18 protein-coding genes are annotated in these 17,673 nt (G+C 62.9%); 3 read left to right on the forward strand and 15 right to left on the reverse strand.

Going from position 1 to position 17,673, the window contains the following annotated elements; all coding sequences use genetic code 11:
- From AC3RCG_RS19795 to AC3RCG_RS19810, 4 genes are all read right to left on the reverse strand, one after another.
- Window positions 1-546 carry a LysE family translocator gene (locus tag AC3RCG_RS19795; RefSeq protein ID WP_240453408.1) on the reverse strand — a complete coding sequence of 182 codons (546 nt, stop codon included), beginning with the start codon at window positions 544-546 and terminating at the stop codon, window positions 1-3.
- Between the two features lie 166 nt (window positions 547-712).
- Window positions 713-1,891 (reverse strand): DUF7832 domain-containing protein, encoded by a 1,179-nt coding sequence (locus AC3RCG_RS19800; protein ID WP_070288691.1) that lies wholly within the window; start codon window positions 1,889-1,891, stop codon window positions 713-715.
- Window positions 1,892-1,984: 93 nt separating this feature from the next.
- Window positions 1,985-3,802 carry a DUF4153 domain-containing protein gene (locus AC3RCG_RS19805; RefSeq protein WP_492403104.1) on the reverse strand — a complete coding sequence of 606 codons (1,818 nt, stop codon included), beginning with the start codon at window positions 3,800-3,802 and terminating at the stop codon, window positions 1,985-1,987.
- Window positions 3,803-3,891: 89 nt separating this feature from the next.
- Window positions 3,892-4,329, reverse strand: coding sequence for a hypothetical protein (locus AC3RCG_RS19810; RefSeq protein WP_492403106.1), 438 nt, complete (start codon window positions 4,327-4,329; stop codon window positions 3,892-3,894).
- Window positions 4,330-4,411: 82 nt separating this feature from the next.
- Between AC3RCG_RS19810 and AC3RCG_RS19815 the strand changes: the two genes are divergently transcribed.
- On the forward strand, window positions 4,412-4,795 hold the full coding sequence (locus AC3RCG_RS19815) for a MerR family transcriptional regulator (RefSeq protein WP_436495958.1): 384 nt from the start codon (window positions 4,412-4,414) through the stop codon (window positions 4,793-4,795).
- Between the two features lie 108 nt (window positions 4,796-4,903).
- Here AC3RCG_RS19815 and AC3RCG_RS19820 read toward each other — a convergent pair whose 3' ends face one another.
- The 3 genes from AC3RCG_RS19820 to AC3RCG_RS19830 form a co-directional block, all read right to left on the reverse strand.
- A complete protein-coding gene (locus AC3RCG_RS19820; RefSeq protein ID WP_070311416.1) occupies window positions 4,904-5,545 on the reverse strand; it encodes a choice-of-anchor C family PEP-CTERM protein in 642 nt (213 codons plus the stop codon).
- Between the two features lie 136 nt (window positions 5,546-5,681).
- Window positions 5,682-6,176: a ribonuclease E activity regulator RraA gene (rraA, locus tag AC3RCG_RS19825; protein ID WP_070223974.1), complete on the reverse strand. Its 495-nt coding sequence runs from the start codon at window positions 6,174-6,176 to the stop codon at window positions 5,682-5,684.
- 32 nt (window positions 6,177-6,208) lie between these two features.
- Window positions 6,209-7,444, reverse strand: coding sequence for an MFS transporter (locus AC3RCG_RS19830; RefSeq protein ID WP_070311415.1), 1,236 nt, complete (start codon window positions 7,442-7,444; stop codon window positions 6,209-6,211).
- A gap of 100 nt (window positions 7,445-7,544) precedes the next feature.
- Between AC3RCG_RS19830 and AC3RCG_RS19835 the strand changes: the two genes are divergently transcribed.
- Window positions 7,545-8,345 (forward strand): AraC family transcriptional regulator, encoded by an 801-nt coding sequence (locus AC3RCG_RS19835; protein WP_162995742.1) that lies wholly within the window; start codon window positions 7,545-7,547, stop codon window positions 8,343-8,345.
- A gap of 69 nt (window positions 8,346-8,414) precedes the next feature.
- On the opposite strand, the gene fliD is transcribed toward AC3RCG_RS19835, so the two are convergent.
- From fliD to alr, 4 genes are all read right to left on the reverse strand, one after another.
- Window positions 8,415-9,800, reverse strand: a complete 1,386-nt coding sequence (fliD, locus tag AC3RCG_RS19840) for a flagellar filament capping protein FliD (RefSeq protein ID WP_070288697.1) — start codon at window positions 9,798-9,800, stop codon at window positions 8,415-8,417.
- A 228-nt stretch (window positions 9,801-10,028) separates the two neighbouring features.
- Window positions 10,029-10,349 (reverse strand): PilZ domain-containing protein, encoded by a 321-nt coding sequence (locus AC3RCG_RS19845; protein ID WP_257218134.1) that lies wholly within the window; start codon window positions 10,347-10,349, stop codon window positions 10,029-10,031.
- Between the two features lie 131 nt (window positions 10,350-10,480).
- Window positions 10,481-11,857, reverse strand: coding sequence for a DNA repair protein RadA (radA, locus tag AC3RCG_RS19850; RefSeq protein WP_046683923.1), 1,377 nt, complete (start codon window positions 11,855-11,857; stop codon window positions 10,481-10,483).
- Between the two features lie 74 nt (window positions 11,858-11,931).
- A complete protein-coding gene (alr, locus tag AC3RCG_RS19855; RefSeq protein WP_492403111.1) occupies window positions 11,932-13,023 on the reverse strand; it encodes an alanine racemase in 1,092 nt (363 codons plus the stop codon).
- Between the two features lie 259 nt (window positions 13,024-13,282).
- On the opposite strand from alr, the gene lplT reads away from it, so the two are divergent.
- Complete coding sequence (gene lplT, locus AC3RCG_RS19860; protein ID WP_070288699.1) at window positions 13,283-14,545, forward strand: lysophospholipid transporter LplT; 1,263 nt, start codon at window positions 13,283-13,285, stop codon at window positions 14,543-14,545.
- A 36-nt stretch (window positions 14,546-14,581) separates the two neighbouring features.
- Here lplT and AC3RCG_RS19865 read toward each other — a convergent pair whose 3' ends face one another.
- The 4 genes from AC3RCG_RS19865 to tsaB are packed head-to-tail and all read right to left on the reverse strand — an operon-like array spanning window position 14,582 to window position 17,613.
- A complete protein-coding gene (locus AC3RCG_RS19865; protein ID WP_492403113.1) occupies window positions 14,582-15,508 on the reverse strand; it encodes a DUF1853 family protein in 927 nt (308 codons plus the stop codon).
- Window positions 15,501-16,403, reverse strand: a complete 903-nt coding sequence (locus AC3RCG_RS19870) for a uracil-DNA glycosylase (RefSeq protein WP_492403115.1) — start codon at window positions 16,401-16,403, stop codon at window positions 15,501-15,503. Before AC3RCG_RS19870 ends, AC3RCG_RS19865 begins: the two co-directional genes overlap by 8 nt.
- Complete coding sequence (gene rimI / locus AC3RCG_RS19875; RefSeq protein WP_070288702.1) at window positions 16,400-16,891, reverse strand: ribosomal protein S18-alanine N-acetyltransferase; 492 nt, start codon at window positions 16,889-16,891, stop codon at window positions 16,400-16,402. Before rimI ends, AC3RCG_RS19870 begins: the two co-directional genes overlap by 4 nt.
- The gene (gene tsaB, locus AC3RCG_RS19880; RefSeq protein ID WP_492403117.1) at window positions 16,888-17,613 is read right to left on the reverse strand and encodes a tRNA (adenosine(37)-N6)-threonylcarbamoyltransferase complex dimerization subunit type 1 TsaB; all 726 of its coding nucleotides are present in this window, start codon (window positions 17,611-17,613) and stop codon (window positions 16,888-16,890) included. Before tsaB ends, rimI begins: the two co-directional genes overlap by 4 nt.
- Window positions 17,614-17,673: the final 60 nt, after the last annotated feature.

Raw genomic sequence — 17,673 nt, forward strand, 5'->3', positions numbered from 1 at the left:
CTAGCGTAAAAACGTCAGGGCGAGGACCAGCAGGATGGCGCCCATCGCCAGATTGAAGATGCGCTGGTTGCGCGGTGCTTTCAGCACGCTGCGGATCGACACGCCGAACAGCGCCCACATGGCGTTGCACGGCATGCCCACCACGGTGCCGGTCACGGACACCAGCAGCGCGCCGGCGAGCATGTTGCCGTGCGCCGGCATGAAGACCGACGCCATGGTGATCGCCTTGAGCCAGCTCTTGGGATTCAGCGCCTGAAACAGCGCCGCCTGCGCAAACGACACCGCCTTCGGCGCGCTGCTTCCCGCCACCGAGGCGCCGGCCAGCTTCCACGCCAAAAACATCAGGTACAGCGCGCCCGCGATGCGCAGCAGCTGCTGCGCCATCGGGTACGCGACGAACACGCTGCCCAACCCCACGCACATGAGCATGGTCTGCACAAAGATGCCGGCCTGGATGCCGAGGATCACCGGCAGCGCCCCCCGATAGCCGAAATTGGCGCCGGTGGTGGCCAGCATGACGTTGTTGGGCCCGGGGGTGGCGGACATCACAAAGCAATAACTCATCAGGGGCAGAAGTTCGGTCATGGCAGGCAGTCGCAGCGTGGAGAAGGCCCCAGTCTAGAAGCGCGGCACGGCGGCGACAAGGCACAAGGCGGCGCGTACAGGCACATGCTGTATCAGCCGGACGACTGCTACAGCGGCGATACGAAAGTCAGGATTTTTGCGGCAACATCAGGCCGCTTTGAAACGCCAGCTTGATGTCGCTTTCGTTCGAGTAGGCAGAAGATGCCCACACCTCGCCTGCTTGAAGCCTGGTGAATGTCTGGATGATATTGCGCCGCCATGGGGATGGCCTGGAAGAAAAGTATCCAGTGAAAAAACGCTGCGCCTGTTCCTGCGTCCCGAAGCACAACAGGAATGACAAAGGGGTAGACGATGGATCGCAAATGGCGGGAAAACCGCCCCCATGCGACGCAAGATGTTCAAGCGCCCGCGGACGATCGGCGAACAAGGAGAACAGCGGCAGCGCGCGTTCGGCAAGCAAGTGGCACATCTGCTCAATCGAGGAACGCGCCGTCGAACCCGCCACCTGCCAGATCATGGCGCTGGCATCTTTTTCGGATCGAAGCAGGCCGCCGAACAGAACGGCGCCATCGTAACCAGCTCCGCCGCCCTTCTCCGCAAGCCACTTCTTGAGGGCCTTGCTGGCGATGGAAAGGTCGACCTTCATGCGGACATCGCTGCGGGAATTATAGCGCTCGGGCTCGAACGACACCTCGAAAACGGTGTCCTTATCGGCAGCCACCTTCTTCCAAACGGTTCCTGCCTTGTTGGGCTTAAAGCCATGGGGCGCGAGAAATTTCCCGACTTCCTGGCAAGCGTGAAGAAACTGGGCTTTTGGATCGCCATGACGGTTGACGGGATCGGCCGACCACGCTTGCCATTGGCTGTAGCGCTGGTCGAGGATGGGTTTCAGTTGATCGAATTTCTCCCAGGTATTCTCGACGTGATAGACGCTCGGATACTCAAAGCCGTGCGCGGCGGCGTGACGGTTGAACACGTCGCAATAGTCTTGCAGAAAACTGCCATGCTGTCGGGCAAATGCCGACTTTGCGTCGTAATAGTCAACGGCGAAAGCATTGCCCTGATCGTTGAGATCTTCTTCCCATAGTTTGCCATCGCAAGCATCAATCAGAAATTGTAGTCCGGTAATTTCCCGACTGAGCAGGCGCCTTAACTCCCCGGCGGAATCCGTGCGGTGGAAATTGCTCGCCATGTCCTGGTGAACCAGCCAGGCCAGGAACATGCCGATATGGATGCCGCCATGCTCTTCCGGCAAATCATCGGGATATTTTCCACCAGAATGCCAATCAATCCTGTCATATGCCATTGTGCAAACCTATAAGAATATCGAAATAATCACCTTGAGCGACTCCAGCATCATGACCAGCGTGCTTGCCAACGGCCTGACCTGGATGGCCATTCAGGGACCCGGCGCCGTCTCCTCCGGGCAGCTGACCTCGTCCTCTGGCGTATACAAGGTCATCGGTACGCGCTGGCCGTCGACTTCCAGCTCGCGCACTTTCGGCGGCACCAGCTGGAATTCGCCCGCCTGCAGTTTTTCGCGCAGGGGCTTGCAGCGCAGGGCGTCGGTGGGGATTTGCCCGCGCGCGGTCCAGCTGCCGTCGTCCTTCTCCGCCAGCAAGACGGAAGAGGCGCGCGGGTCATTGCTGATAAGCAATACTTCCTGCTTGCCGTCGCCATCGAAATCGAGCAGGTAGGCGTCGCACTGGGGCCCTGCCCGCTTCAGGCAGGCGGGCAGGCGCCAGGCCGGGCTCACTTGCGTCCAGTCCTGGCGCAGGAAACTCTGCGGCAGCTTGGCCGTGGCCGGGCGCAGGGTCAGGTTGATCGACACGTCGCTCAGCGCGCCCGTCTCGTCGAGACGGTTCTGGCGCTTGAGCATGGCCTCGGCACGGGCCCGCACGATGGCGGCGTCCGGGCCCGTCGTGCGCGTCTTGAGTTCCTGCAAGGCGGCTTGGCCGTAGCGGGCGCCCTGGAAGCGCAGGTACTCGAAATCGAACTTGTCCACGCCAACCTTGCCGCTTTCCAGGCGCGCCATCTGGCTGGCCACGGAAATGCGCGCCGGGTCGGCCAGCGGCGAGAACAGGGCGAACAACACCAGCAGGGTAACAAAGGCGGTCGCCACGTTGACGTTGGCGATCAGGTGCAGCCAGTCGCCGTACTTGCTGGCCGCCCAGGCATAGCCGGCGGCGTAGCAGGTGGCGATCAGCAGGCAGGCGGCGGCGATCAAGCGGTCGGAGGTCCAGCCATGCGACATCACGCGCAGGGTCAGCGCATAGATGGCGATGCCGACCACCCACGGCAGCAGCAAACATGCCAGGCGCGTGCCGAGGCGGATGCCGCGCGCCACGCCATGGCCCACTTCGCCATTCTGGAAGGCGGCATTGATCAGCACCACCAGCACGCCGGCCATGCCCAGCAACACGGACGCCGCATGGCGCGTGGCCCACAGGCGCTCGAAGCCGATGAATGGCAAGGTCAGCAGGAAGCCGGAGACGAGCACGGCGGCAATCGGCACCAGCCACGACAGCAGCACCAGCAGCAAGGTGCGGATGCCGCGCACGATGGATGGGCGCACGTCCGTAATGTGGATGGCGAACGAGAACGCGAAGCAGATGACGGGAATCACGAACCAGGCCTGGCCCAGCAGCTTTTTCAGGAAACTGAGCTTAATCAGCAGAAACAGCTGCCCGCCCAGCCACAGCACCAGCCACAGGCCCAGCACGAACAGCAGGGAGAACAGCAGCTGGATGCCCAGCTTCCAGGCGATTTCAAAGTAGGTCGGATAGCGGGCGATGCGCTGGCCATCCTGGGCGCTGGCCAACACCAGCGCATGGGCGATATACAAGCCGACGACGCAGAAACCGAACAGCTGGGCGGAAATGACGCGCAGGGGCGCGCCCGGCTTGTAATTACCCCAGATCACATGTTCAGCGCCGCGCGCCACATCGTGCCAGGCCAGCACGGCCAGCACGACGGCGGCGCCCGCCATCCACAGGGCGATGCGCTTCACCGACATATGGCCCAGGCTGGACACCAGCAGGATGGGCAGCAGCAAGCTAATCAGCATCAGCGGCCCCAGCAGGTAGGCTTCCGTGGCGGGCCACACCTTGTCCTGCGCCGTGCTGTACAGCCAGTACAGCAGCAAGCCTTGCAGCAGGCCCGTCACCAGGCGCGTTAACGCGATGCGCGGCGCCACCACCGGATCGAGCAACGCCATGTTTTTTCCTGCGGCATCCTGCTGCATAGTCATTCCTTTAATAGTCGTTTATTGCTGTAAAGCACGGCCATTATTGCATTTCGTTATATTCATCTCAACAGCGATTCGCGCGCGCGCCCTTCCCGCCCGGCTGCGGGAGCGCGCAGAGGCAGGCTTTGCGCGAGGCCCCAGGCCAGTTCCGGCACGAGGAACAGCCACAACAGGGGCTGGCCCGTCTCCAGCAGCGCCCACGCCATCCAGGTGGAAAACAGGTAGCGGGCCGCCGCGTCGTAGCGGCCGAAGCGCGGCTGCGGGTCGAGCATGCGCAGCACGGACCAGACCATCACCACGCTGCCAAACAAGCTGCTGATCAGCAGATGCAAGGGCTCGAAGGGAGGCAGCGGCGCGCCGCCCAGGCCCACATTGAGGGCGGTCAAGTGCTCGCGCAGCAGCAAAAATGTCCACGGCGTGGCAAACGGGGCCGTCATGAGCACATCATAAATGGCGCTGGCGCGCACCATGCGGCGAAAGGCGGAAACGGACAACATGGGAACTCCTGTCAGTGGAAAGCGCCCATGATCGAGGCTGGAGTACACTCCATGGTCAAGCATTTTATGAAAGAAAAGAACCATGCAGATCGGCGAAATGGCGCAGGCGACGGGCTTGAGCCGCGATACCCTGCGCTTCTATGAAAAACGGGGCTTGCTGCGCGCGCGGCGCGGCGCGAACGGCTACCGCGACTACCCGCCCGAGGCGGCCGACTGGCTGCGCTACCTGCGCACAGCGCAGCAGCTGGGCTTTACCCTGGCGGAAATCGAGGCCGACATGCCGCTGCTGGCGGCCGCCGGCGATCCCGCCACGGCTGACCAGCTGCGCGCGGCGCTGGCGCGCAAGCTCGGTGAAATCGATGCGCGCATCGATGGACTGACGCAGTTGCGCGGCGAACTGGTGCGGCGTATGGGGGCGGCAGCGGCGGCGTGCCCGTTGCGCGGCGATGCCGATGCGAATCCCTGAACTGCTGCCGTGGCTGTTCCTGCTGGGCGCAGGCAGCGCGCAAGACCCCTGACGTAAAAAAACCGCCTGTGCATGGCAGCAGGCGGTTTGATGTCGGGCAACCCCGGCTTACTTGGCAGCCTTGCGGCGGCGCAGGAAACCCATCAGGCCCAGGCCGGCCAGCAGCATGGCGTAGGTTTCCGGTTCCGGCACGGCGGCCATCACGGACACGTTGTCGATGACGGCGCCCGAATAATTGTCGAATGACGTGCCGGCCTTGGCGGCACTGGCAAACGACAGGGTCGCCAGGCCGGTGGAAGCGGCAGTGAAGCTCAGGGTGTTGCTGTACAAGGTGTTGGATGCGGCAGCGGTCGAGTAGAAATTACCGGCCGCGCCACCGAAATTGACGCTCACGCCCTGGCCTGCGGGGCCGCCGGAATTGCGCGCCATGTCAAAGCTCAGATTGTAAGTCTGGCCGGCAACGACATTGAAATTTTGCGACAGGAAACCAGGACCAGGCGTTCCCAGCATATCGATGCTGTAGCCATCGATGGCGTTATACGCATTGCGGATCAGGTCGACGGAGCTGGCGCCCACAGTCCAGCCCGTGATGGCCGAAGAACCGCTGTTGACGACTTTAAAACCGCTGTCGAAGGTGTAGCCGGAAGCGACCGTGTCAAAATTGCCGTTCGTAATCAGGTTGACGGGACTGGCGCTGGCGGTACCTGCGGCAAACAGGGCGACAACTGCTGCGATGGTGGCGATTTTCATGATCTGATTTCCTTGCCTTATTGATATTAAAGTTTCCTTAAGTGAAATCATATCTCAGCCTTGATGAAAATCAAAGAACTTTACAGAAATATATTGAATGTAGATAATTTGCAACGCTTTCAGGCGCGCTGCGCCGTCAATCGAGTTCCTGCCGCGCTACCAGGATGCCGTCCGCATCGGCATAGATCCAGTCGCCCGGATGCACGGCCACGCCGCTGAGCTGCACGCGCACGTCGCGCTGGCCGGCGCCCGTCTTGTTGCTCTTGCGCGGATGCGTGGCCAGGGCGCGCACGCCGATCTGGCAGACATTGATTTCCTCGCTGTCGCGAATGCAGCCATCGACAACGATGCCGGCCCAGCCATTGCTTTCGGCCAGCACGCCCAGTTGACCGCCCACCAGCGCGCGGCGCAGGCTGCCGCCGCCATCGATGACCAGCACGTGGCCCTGGCCCGGCGTTTCCAGCGTGCTGCGCACGAGGGCGTTATCCTCGAACACTTGCAAGGTGGTGGCGGGCCCGCTGAAACGCACGCGCTGGCCGAAAGCGCGGTACACGGGCGGCAGCACGGCCAGAGTGCCGTCGTCGAGCATGGCAGCATAGTCGTCGCACAGGTCGGTGGTAGCAAAGGTCATGGGGATTCCTTTCGTAGCAGATGGCAACGATTCTATGCCTTTTGCAGCGCGGCGGCACGTGTTTTGCCGCCCACTCCCACGGCCGTGGCAATCGCCAGCGCCTGGAACAGGCCGATGAACACGAACAACAGGGCCGGATGGTCGCCATCCATCAGCGCGCCAAAGAACAGGGGGCCGACGGCCAGGCCGCTGTCGAGGCCCGAATACACGACGCCATACACGCGCCCGGTGGCATTCTTCGGCGCCGCCGCGCGTATCATCAGGTCGCGCGACGGCCCCGCCACGCCCGAGGTCAAGCCGATGGCGCCCATCAGCACCACCGCGCCCCAGGCCGGCACGACGGCCATGGACAGCAGCACGGCCAGCAGCGCGGCGGCGGAAAAGGCGATCGCCACGTTGCGGTCCGGCTGCTTGCTGCGCGCGCCCACCACGCCGCCGGCCAGCATGCCAACAGCCGAGGCCAGCATATAGGCCGTGTAGGCGCTGGTGGCCAACGCCAGGCTCATGCCGTACAGCTTGACGAGGGCCACGCTGGCAAAGCTCTGGATGCCGCCCAGGGCGATGGCCGTAATGAAGAAGAAGGCAAAGCACATCCACACGGCGGGCAGGCGCAGGAAATCCAGGGTGCCTTCGCCGCCAGCCGGCTGACCCGCTGCGGCCTTCTTGACAGGCTCGGGGCGGATGGCGTGACGGTTCAGGAACAGGATCAGCAGCACGCCGAACGGCAGCACGGCCGCGCATTGCAGCGCGATTCGCCAGTCATAATGGGTGGCGACATACGTCATGAACAGCGGTGCCAGGGCCCAGCCGATGTTGCCGCTGATGCCATGCACGGAAAAACCGTAGGCCACGCGGGCCGCCGAAACGCGCTGATTGAGGATGGTATAGTCGGCCGGATGGAACACGCTGTTGCCCATGCCAGCCAGCATGGCGCCCAGCATCAGCGCCGCATAGCTGTGTGCGGTGGACAGGGCCAGCGCCGACACGCCCAGCAGAAAGACGCCGGAAAACAGCACGGCGCGGGCGCCGAAGCGATCGACGACAAAGCCGGCCAGCGCCTGCCCCACGCCCGAGATGATGAAAAACACCGTCATCAGCAGGCCCAGCTCCGCATACGACAGATCGAATGCGGGTTTCAGCCAGACGAACAGGGCCGCGAGGATCAGATGGTAGAAGTGCGACACGCCATGCGCCAGCCCCACCAGGGCGATGACGCGCGCATCGCTGCGCAAGGTTGGAAGTTCGGATGCTGAGTTAGTTGTTATCATGTCATACCCTGTCTTATACTGGTGAAGCTCAAGTGTATGCAAAATATCATCGTCTGTTTTCCGACAGGATGACATAATTTATCGAATTAAGGCCAAGCTGATGGGTGTACCTATCCTCCACCATACCCGCATGTGTCCGCCGCGGGAAGCGCCCAGCGCGACCATCCCCGTGACGATGATCGCGCGCGACCTGCAACCCGATGAATTCTTGTTACCGCATACCCACCCCTGGGGCCAGGTCACGATGGCGCTCGAAGGCGTGCTGCGCATCACTGCCAACAACAGCAGCTGGGTGCTGCCGCCCATGCGCGCCATCTGGATCGCGCCCAACGTGGAGCATGCCGTCACGATACTGGAAAAAACCCGCTTGCGCCCCCTGTGCATCCACGCCGCACGCGCGCCGTTCGCGGGCCAGGATTGCAAGGTGCTGGAAGTGTCGAACCTGCTGCGCCAGCTGATCATGGCACTGGAACAGCTGGACCCGGGCCAGGAACCGGCGCGCGAAGCGCTGCTGGCCGAACTGATCCTCGATGAATTGAAACGCTCGGCCACGCGCCCCATCCGCGTCCCCTTGCCCAGCGACAAGCGCCTGAAGACCCTGTGCGACAGCCTGATCGAGAAACCGGGTCTGAATCAGACCCTGGAACACTGGGCGCAGCTGGTCGGCGCCTCGGAACGCACCCTGGCGCGGCTGTTCGAACGCGAATTGGGCATGAGTTTTGGCCAGTGGCGCCAGCAGGTGCGCCTGGCGCACGCGGCGCCCCTGATCGCGCGCGGCGTGCCGCTGTCGCAGGTGGCCGAAGAACTGGGCTACGCCAGCCAGTCGGCCTTTTCCGCCATGTTCAAGAAGACTTTCGGCAGTTCGCCATCGGCCTTCTTTGCCCAGGGCGAACGAATATAGCAAGCGCGCCGATATCGTGCTCAGGGCAAGGCGGTGCAACACCGCCATGGGCGCTTTAGCGGTGCGCCCTCAGGCCATGAAGTCGAAGAGCGAATTCTTGCCGGTATAGCCCGGCAAGGCCGAGTTCGTTCCCATCTGTTCCTGGGCCGAATAGGCTTTGATCAGCGCCTGCGCCTGGGCCGTCAGCGCCTTGGCCAGCACGGCTTTCTTGTTGGTCAGCGTGGTGATGTCCTTGCCGACCGTCTGCACTTCCTTGCGGATGATGCTCGTTTCACCTGTCAGCTCGCCGATCTTGCTGGAAAACTGGTCCGCCACGCCCTTGCCGTTATTCGTAAACAACTTGCTGACGGCATCCGGATCGGCCGCGATGGCGGCCTTGAGTTTTTTATCGTCGAGCACCAGTTCTCCGCTTTTGCCCAAGGTCACGCCAGCACTGCTGAGGATGGAGGCGGGCACGCCCGTGCTGGCCGTGCGCAGCACTTGCTCCATCTGCGAACGCACCTGACCCAGGGCCGTGTCGGATTTCAAGTCGCCCTGCTGCAGGCTTTGCAGCTTGCTGTTGAGTTCATTGTAAGCCGTGACGAAGCTGGCCACATTGGTCGCGATCTGGCTGCTGTCCTTGGCGATGACGAGATCGGTCGTGCCCTTTTTCTTCAATTCGATGGTGGCGCCCTCGACCGCCGTCGTCAAGGTATTCGTGGCGCTCTTGATCTCCTTGCCGTCGACGGTGAGCAGCGCATCCTGCGCGGCGGCCGTCTGCTGCAGGCCCTTGCCGGCGCCGGGTGCATAGCTGAGCAGGTTGCTGACGGCAGCGTCGCCGGACACGCTGATGCGCATGCTGCTGTCGGCGCCGCTCTTGCCATTGATGGCCAGCGAATAGCCATCGGCGCCCTTCACCACGCTGGCATCGACGCCCTGCTGCTTGAGCGCGGCGGCGATACCGTCAAGGCTATTGTTGCTGCTGTCTATCGTCAGCGAAATGACCTTGCCGCTGCCGGGCGTAAATTGCTTGCCGTCGGCCGTGCCCACTTCGATTTTGACCAGCGCCGGCGCCCCCGTGCCGATGGCCGCGCTCGACGATTTCTGCGCGCCGCTGAGCAGGGTCTGTCCCTGCGCGAGTTGCTTGACGTTCAGCTCATGGCTGCCGCTGACGGCCTTGTCGGTGGTGGTGGCGCTCAGCACATCCTTGGCGCTCGACGTGGCCGACGTGGCCAGGCCGCTGCCGGCCATGTTCTTGGCCACGGTCTGGAATTTTGCCAGCGCCGATTGCAGCTGGCCCAGGCCCGAGAATTTGGCCTGGTCGCGCGCCAGGCTGGCGTTGAGCTTGACGACGCCCGTGTTCTGCGACTGCATCTGGCGCTCCACCTTCGCATACACATCGGCCGAGATATTGCCCTGCGTCGTCTGCTGCGTGTTGTTGGTGTAAGCCCTGCTGTTGATGGTCGAATTAAACATGGTAGGCATTCCCGTCGGGTGTATGGTCATGGCACACGGTTCAGGTCTTGACCGTGCTGCGCTGGAAACGGACGGCAGGCGCGCGTGGCGCGGCAAGGTCCCTCTTCTGGTTGATAATTATGCAGTATTACCGAAATATCAAAACAGCGAACAGAACAGGTTTTTCCTGACTGCAAACCCATATGCACCATTTTAGCGCATTTCATTTGCAGCCGATCTTATCTTGTTTCAGCGCATGAATCTCGAAATGGCGCTGCTGACAGCCATGTCCAGCTGCGGGAAAGTGAGTCCCACCTTGAAACCTGCACTGCTGAAAATGCAGTGCGAGACGGACACGCGCGCCTCAATGATGTGCGCCGCGCCATCGTAAAACAGCTCGAACAGCACCTTGCCCTGCTTGCCTGCCGGCAGCGGTTCCGCGATGACGGCCGTCATGCCGCCCGGCCCCACGTCAAGGGTGCGCGCCGCCACGGGGTCCGCGCCGTCCATCACCAACATTGCCTTGGCACGCAATATCTTGCGTGCGCCCTGCCTTTGCTCAACTAACACTATATTCCGCTTCTCTATCAATTCATTGTCGACGCGAACTCGCTACGCGAATTCATCGGACAAATATTATAGTTCCAAACGGAAACTTTGTTTGACTTACCTCAAGCTTGGCATTTAAACCATACCAACTCTTACTCCAGGTCGCGCAATTTATTGAACGCTTCGTCGATGCGCTCGACGCCGATGACCTTGAGGCCTTCGATGACTTGCTTCGGCAGGTTGGACTTGGGCACCACGGCCAGGGTAAAGCCCAGTTTGGCCGCTTCGCGCAAGCGTTCCTGGCCCCGCGGCGCGGGGCGGATTTCGCCGGCCAGTCCCACTTCGCCAAACACCACGAGCCCCCGCGGCAGGGGCTTGTTGCGCATCGACGAATTGATTGCCAACAACACGGCCAGGTCGGCCGCCGGTTCCGTGATTTTGACGCCGCCGACGGCGTTGATGAACACATCCTGGTCGAAGGCGGCGATGCCCGCATGGCGGTGCGCCACGGCCAGCAGCATGGCCAGGCGGTTCTGCTCCAGGCCGACGGACAGCCGGCGCGCATTGGGCAAGTGACTCGTATCGACGAGGGCCTGGATTTCCACCAGCAGGGGGCGCGTGCCTTCCTGCGTCACCATCACGCACGAGCCAGGCACCTGGTTGTCGTGCTGCGACAGAAACAGCGCGGACGGGTTCGACACCCCTTTCAAGCCCTTTTCCGTCATGGCGAACACCCCCAGCTCATTGACGGCGCCGAAACGGTTCTTGATGGCGCGCACGAGGCGGAAACTGGAATGGGCGTCGCCCTCGAAATACAGCACCGTGTCGACGATATGCTCGAGCACGCGCGGGCCGGCCAGCGCCCCCTCTTTCGTCACGTGGCCGACCAGAATGATCGTCACGCCCGTCTGCTTGGCCGCCCGCGTCAGCTGCGCCGCGCATTCGCGCACTTGCGCCACGGAACCGGGCGCCGAGCTGAGGGCGTCCGAATACACGGTCTGGATCGAGTCGATGACCACCACTTCCGGCTTCAGGTCGTTCAAGGTCGAAAGAATCTTTTCCAGCTGGATCTCCGCCTGCAATTTGAGTTCCTTGGCGTCGATGACGAGGCGCTTGGCGCGCAGGGCGATCTGCGCGCCCGATTCCTCGCCGCTGACGTACAGCACGCGCTTGTGGTGCGACATGTTCGCCAGCGCCTGCAGCAGCAGGGTCGACTTGCCGATGCCGGGGTCGCCGCCGATCAGCACGACGCCGCCCGCCACCATGCCGCCGCCCAGCACGCGGTCGAATTCCTCGATGCCCGTGCCGAAGCGGGGCACGTCGATGGCGTCGATATCGTCGAGCGACAGCACGGGCGCCGTCTGCGCCAGCGACATGTGCTGCGGATTCGAATAGCGGTTGTTGCCGCCCGTCTCGGGCAGAGTTTCCACCATGGTATTCCACTGGTTGCACGAGGTGCATTGCCCCATCCATTTGTTGCTGATGGCGCCGCAATCGCTGCAGGTGTAGATGGTCTTGACTTTTGCCATGGTGTACTTTGCCCGGGTAAAATGAAATAACTGGTTATATATACAGTATATACAAACCGCGCTTCCGCGTCACCCTACGCTTCGATCACCGGTACGCGCGGCGCCAGCGCGCACATCAGCTCGTAGCCGATGGTGCCGGCGGCCAGCGCCACCTCGTCGATCGGCATGCCCTGCCCCCACAAGGTGACGCTGCTGCCGACCTTGGCGCCCGGCACGTGGGTCAGGTCGACCATCAGCATGTCCATCGAGACCCGGCCGATCAGCCCCGTGCGCACGCCGTCGACCAGCACGGGCGTGCCTTCGGGCGCGTGGCGCGGGTAGCCGTCCGCATAGCCGCAGGCCACCACGCCCACCTTGACGTTGCCGGCCGCTTCATAGCGGCTGCCGTAGCCGACCACGTCGCCGGCGGCGATATCCTGGATGCCGATAATGCTGCTGCGCAAGGTCATCGTGGGCAGCAAGCCGAACGCCTGCGCGGACGTACCGCCCGGGGCGCCGCTGGGTGTGCCGCCATACAGCATGATGCCGGGGCGCACCCAGTCGCTGTCGAGATGGTGCATCAGCACGCCGGCCGAATTGCACAGGCTGCGGGGCAGCGGCGTACCGATGCTGGAGGCGCCCGCCTCAAAACGCAGCATCTGCTGTTCCAACGGCAAGCGCGTGGGACCCGCCTCGTCCGCATTGGCGAAATGCGTCATCAGGGTGATCGTGCCGATATGCGGCATGGCGCGCAGGCGCGCATACGCACCCGCCACGGCAGCCGGCGTGAAACCCAGGCGGTTCATGCCCGTATTCATTTTCAGGTGCACGTCGATGGCGTGCGGCAAGCGGGCCGCTGCCAGCATGACGATCTGTTCTTCGCAATGCACGCTGCCATTCAGATTGTGCTGCGCCATGACCGGCAAATCGCTGGCATCGAAAAAACCTTCCAGCAGCAAGATGGGTTTGGTCCAGCCCAGTTCGCGCAAGCGCACGGCGTAATCGACCTCGACCAGCGCCAGGCCATCGGCCTCGGCAAAGCCCCGCATGGCCCGTTCCAGCCCGTGACCATAGGCATTCGCCTTGACGACGGCCCATACCTTGGCGCCGCGGGCACCGGCACGCGCGCGCGCCAGATTGTGTTGCATGGCATCGAGATGGATGGTGGCGATAAGGGGCCTGGGCATATGCGTCGTTCACGGCGGGTGGGAAAGCCGTATTTTACCGGATGGACCGCAAGCGGGAGCCGCAAGCAGGTCCGCAGCGCGCCCGAGACCGGCGCCCAGGACACCATGTATAAAATGCTCACATATATGTGTATTTTTCTACGGCAGAAAAATTAAGCTTCGCTTAGGCAAGACTATGCAAAGCAGCCCCTGCCAAACTTGGGGTTTGCTGTTTTTTCGTGGTATAAAGCAAGCCAGATATGATTTCAGGCAATCCAGAATGAATCGTGGTTTTTATACCATCATGGCGGCGCAGTTCTTTTCCTCGCTGGCAGATAACGCCCTCTTTTTTGTCGCCGTCGATTTATTGGTGTCCATGAAATCCCCGGCGTGGATCACGCCGCTGCTCAAATTGTCGTTCGTGCTGTTTTACGTGCTGTTGGCCGCTTTTGTCGGCGCCTTCGCGGATGCTCTGCCGAAAGGCAAGGTCATGTTCATCGCCAACATGGTCAAGATCTTCGGCTGCGCCCTCGTCTTCTTCCACGTGCACCCGCTGCTGGCCTACGCCGTCGTCGGTTTCGGCGCGGCCGTGTATTCGCCCGCCAAGTACGGCATCCTGACGGAACTGCTGCCGCCGGAAAAGCTCGTGGCGGCGAATGGCTGGATCGAAGGCTTGACCGTCACTTCCATCATCCTCGGCACCGTCATGGGCGGCGCGCTCGTCAGCGGCCACGTGTCCGACATGCTGCTGTCGATCGACATTCCGCTGGTCGACACGGGCATCACCAGCAAGACGGAAGCGGCCTTGTGCGTCGTGGTGGGCATCTATGCGCTGGCGACCCTGGCCAACCTGAAGATTCCCGACACGGGTTGCGTATATCCACACCAGGAACGCAATCCTATCAAACTGATTACCGATTTTGCCAATTGCTATTCCATCTTGTGGAAAGACAAGCTGGGCCAGATCACCCTGGCCGTGACGACCCTGTTCTGGGGCGCCGGCGCCACCTTGCAGCTGATCGTGCTGGAATGGGCCAAGCAGTCGCTGAACATGCCGTTCGACAAGGCGACCAGCCTGGTCGGCGTGGTCGCCATCGGCGTGGCCGCCGGCGCCGTGCTGTCGGCACGCTTCATTCCGCTGCGCAAATCGCTGACCGTCATTCCGCTCGGTATCGCCATGGGCGTGATCGTCATGATGATGACGCAAGTACACTCCGTGTGGATCGCCTACCCGCTGCTGATCCTGATCGGCGCCCTGTCCGGCTTCTTCGTCGTTCCCATGAATGCCCTGCTGCAACACCGCGGCCACGTGCTGATGAGCGCGGGCCATTCCATCGCCGTGCAGAACTTCAATGAAAACCTGTCGATTCTCACCATGCTGGCCGTGTATTCGATCATGATCCGTCTGCACCTGCCGCTCAACATCATCATCACCCTGTTCGGCCTGTTCGTTGCCGGCACCATGTACGCCATCATGCGCAAGCACAAGCTGAACCAGGCTGAGCATGACAACTTGTCATTGATTGGCGAGCAGAAGCATTAACTTCCGGGGTCAGACCCGCCGGGTCTGACCCCAACATTACGCAGGTAGCGCACCCGCTATCCGCCGCGCGGCAGCCTGCTGCGTCCAGTCATGCGGCACGACAAAACCGCGCGTGCGCTCCACTTCCCAGCCTTCGATAGTATCCACGGTGGCCACCATCACCGGTTGCGCCAGATCAAACAACTGCGCGCGCAGGACCTCCACGTCGAGCACTTCCACGTCGCGGCCCTTGAACGGCGCCAGCCATTGCAGGCGCGGCAGCACGACATAACGCTGCTCGGGCAGTTGGGCCGGCGTACACCAGAAACCGTGCCCATGTTCCGGAGAAATACCGTCCATGGCGGGCGTCACGCCTGCCGCATAAAACAGCCAGCCCTTGACCAGCGCCTGCGCCGCGCGCACGGGCTGCGCCAGCAGGCTTTGCGCGGCCGGATGGCGGGACAAGGCCAGTTGCTTGTCGAGAATCTTGCGCATCTTCAAGCCCAGGGTGTCGGCCAGGTTGGGGCCGATCAAATGGTTGAAGTCGCCGGGATCGGGCGCGCCTTCGAGCAGGTAGAACTTGGTGGCGAATTCCCAGTGCAATAATTCACTCTCGTCACGCAGCAGGAAATCGAACTCGCCCACCGTGTCGTTGCGGTTCACCTGCACTTGCAAGCCATGCGCCTGCAATACTCCATGCTGCTCAAAATAAAAGGCCAGCAGCTTTTCAGCATACAGGCCCAGGCGGGAATAGAATTTCAGTCCTAACGCCGCATCGAGCGGCGACGGATCGTCCTGCAGCGCGCCCAGCCACGCGGCCACGGCAGGCGTGACTAGGGGCAAGCTGGCGATGCGCCCGCCCCAGTGGGGGCTGGCAGGATCGAGCAAGTCGGGCGAATCGAGCAGCCAGGCCAGCGCCCGCACGCGGGGGTGCGTCAGATGTCCCCAGCGCTGGTCGAAGCGGACCTGGAATGTATCACCCACCGTGCGTGCTTTTCGCCAGGCACAGGTCGGCCCAGGCACGCGCCTTGGCCTTGCCCGTCTCGTCCTGCAACAGTTGCTCTGGGTGGAAGGTGGCCACGACGGACGCACTGCCCAGCTGGCGCACCTTGCCCCGTACGGGTTTTTCGCCGGGATTGATGCCGGCGGCGGCCATCGAACCGAGGGTGACAATGGTGCGCGGCTGCAGCAGGGCCAGTTCGCGCTCGAAATACGGACGGCAGGCGGCCGACTCGGCCTCGGTGGGCAAACGTTCCTGGCCCGTCTCGTCGAGCGGACGGCATTTCAACAAGTGCGTGATGTACACGTCGCTGGCCGCATCGACGGCGATGGCTTTCAGCATATTGTCGAGCAACTTGCCCTGCTCGCCCGGCAAGGCGCGCCCTTCGCGCTCTTCCAGGCGCGAGGGACTGCTGGCCAGCATCAGCCAATCGCCCTGGCGGTCGCCACGGCCCATGACGACGCCCTTGCGCGTCTTGCACAAGTCGCAGCGCGCGCACTTGGCGACGGCCGACGTCAAGCCTTCCCAGTCGAGGGCGGCGATGTCAGTATCGCTCAGCTGTCTGGCGGGCGGCGGTGGCGGCGCATCGTCGAACCAGGCCGTGTCGTCGGGCGCGGCGGCAGGCACTGGCGTAGCGGCAACGGCGACGGGCGCAGCAACCTCCACAGTGTCCACGACTGCCACCTCGGCCAGCATTTCGATCACAGGTGCCGGAACAGCGACGGTTGCGGCAACTTCGGCCACGGGTTCCGCCACGGCCACTTCCGCCTCCACGGCGGCCTCAGCGACGACGTCGACAGCCTCGGGTGCGGCGCCCTGGCGCAAGCGCCACAAGGGGCCGACGCCCATTTCATCGAGAAAAACGGCGCTGCGGCTCATAAGGTATAACGCATCACGATGGCGTCCTCACGTTGCGAGTTGCTGGCCGGATAGTATCCCTTGCGCCGGCCTATCTGTTCAAATCCATAACGCTGGTAAATATCAAGCGCGCGGACATTCGACGGACGCACTTCCAGCAGCATCGATTCCATGCCCAGCTGGCGCGCGCAGGCGCAGGACTGGTTCAGCAGGAAGCGGCCCAGCCCCTGGCCCTGGATGGCGCCCTCGACGGCCACGTTGAGCAAGTGCGCCTCGTCGACGACCAGCATCAGCAAGAAATAGCCAAGCAAGGTGCCGTCCACGTCGCGCAGCACCCAGGCCGGGTAGCCGCTCTTGAGGGAATCGACAAAGTTGCCATGCGTCCAGGGATGCGGGTACACGCGCTGTTCCAGCGCCAGCACCTCCAACAGGTCTGCTTCCTGCATCGGCTGATAGTCGAGGCGCAGCAAGTCCCAGCCTGCAGCATTGTCCTGGCCCGCTACGCTCATTGCGCGGACTCCGCAGCGGCCTTGGCGGCCTGCATGTCGAGGCGCTCGGCACTCGTGTAGGCGATCTTGTTGCGCAAGTACAAAGGCTGCGCATCGGCCGCCGTCACGCACTGGCCGGCCGCAAAGGCGATGCGCGCCAGCTGCGCCACTTGCACGGCGTGCGGCATGATGGCGGCGTTGGCCGTGGCGGCGCACGGCAACGCGGCCAGCGCTTCGGCATAGGCACCAAAGCCGTTGCCGCAGCCGGTCACGTCGCCTTGCGGCGCCACGCCGGCCGGCGCGCTCAAGGCCGGCGGCAGGACGGCTTGCAAGCCATCTTGATAGTCATATTGCGCCCAGTACACTTCGCCCATGCGGGCGTCGAGCACGGTCACGATGTGCTGTGCGCCATGCAGCTGGTGGCACGCGAGGGCCATCGCGTCGAGCGTGACGACGGGCACGACGGGCAGCTTGGCGCCATAGGCGAGGCCTTGCGCGATGCCGCAGGCCGTGCGCACGCCCGTAAACGAGCCGGGGCCGGAGCCGTAGGCGATGGCGTCGACGTCGGCCAGGGTCACGCCCGCTTCGGCCAGCAATTCCTGCACCATGGGCAAGATCGACTGGGAATGGGTGCGCACGCCCGACGAGGCGCGGGACAGGACGACATCGCCGCGCAACAAGGCGCAGGACGCGAGTTCGGACGAAGTTTCAATGGCAAGCAGGGTGGGAAGTAAGGTAGACATAGCGTATTTTACCTTGCCAAGCCCGGGAGCGACATGCCGTGCAGGTCAACAACAGCCCAC

The sequence above is a fragment of the Janthinobacterium sp. GW823-FHT01H08 genome (genome assembly GCF_058797855.1).

Excerpts from the sequence above, each read along its gene's own strand:
- AC3RCG_RS19830 (WP_070311415.1), bottom strand. The coding sequence starts at position 7,444 with ATGATAACAACTAACTCAGCATCCGAACTTCCAACCTTGCGCAGCGAT.
- radA (WP_046683923.1), bottom strand. The coding sequence starts at position 11,857 with ATGGCAAAAGTCAAGACCATCTACACCTGCAGCGATTGCGGCGCCATC.
- AC3RCG_RS19810 (WP_492403106.1), bottom strand. The coding sequence starts at position 4,329 with ATGTTGTCCGTTTCCGCCTTTCGCCGCATGGTGCGCGCCAGCGCCATT.
- fliD (WP_070288697.1), bottom strand. The coding sequence starts at position 9,800 with ATGTTTAATTCGACCATCAACAGCAGGGCTTACACCAACAACACGCAG.
- tsaB (WP_492403117.1), bottom strand. The coding sequence starts at position 17,613 with ATGTCTACCTTACTTCCCACCCTGCTTGCCATTGAAACTTCGTCCGAA.
- AC3RCG_RS19870 (WP_492403115.1), bottom strand. The coding sequence starts at position 16,403 with ATGAGCCGCAGCGCCGTTTTTCTCGATGAAATGGGCGTCGGCCCCTTG.
- alr (WP_492403111.1), bottom strand. The coding sequence starts at position 13,023 with ATGCCCAGGCCCCTTATCGCCACCATCCATCTCGATGCCATGCAACAC.
- lplT (WP_070288699.1), top strand. The coding sequence starts at position 13,283 with ATGAATCGTGGTTTTTATACCATCATGGCGGCGCAGTTCTTTTCCTCG.
- AC3RCG_RS19800 (WP_070288691.1), bottom strand. The coding sequence starts at position 1,891 with ATGGCATATGACAGGATTGATTGGCATTCTGGTGGAAAATATCCCGAT.
- AC3RCG_RS19835 (WP_162995742.1), top strand. The coding sequence starts at position 7,545 with ATGGGTGTACCTATCCTCCACCATACCCGCATGTGTCCGCCGCGGGAA.
- rraA (WP_070223974.1), bottom strand. The coding sequence starts at position 6,176 with ATGACCTTTGCTACCACCGACCTGTGCGACGACTATGCTGCCATGCTC.
- AC3RCG_RS19815 (WP_436495958.1), top strand. The coding sequence starts at position 4,412 with ATGCAGATCGGCGAAATGGCGCAGGCGACGGGCTTGAGCCGCGATACC.
- AC3RCG_RS19805 (WP_492403104.1), bottom strand. The coding sequence starts at position 3,802 with ATGGCGTTGCTCGATCCGGTGGTGGCGCCGCGCATCGCGTTAACGCGC.
- rimI (WP_070288702.1), bottom strand. The coding sequence starts at position 16,891 with ATGAGCGTAGCGGGCCAGGACAATGCTGCAGGCTGGGACTTGCTGCGC.
- AC3RCG_RS19820 (WP_070311416.1), bottom strand. The coding sequence starts at position 5,545 with ATGAAAATCGCCACCATCGCAGCAGTTGTCGCCCTGTTTGCCGCAGGT.
- AC3RCG_RS19795 (WP_240453408.1), bottom strand. The coding sequence starts at position 546 with ATGTCCGCCACCCCCGGGCCCAACAACGTCATGCTGGCCACCACCGGC.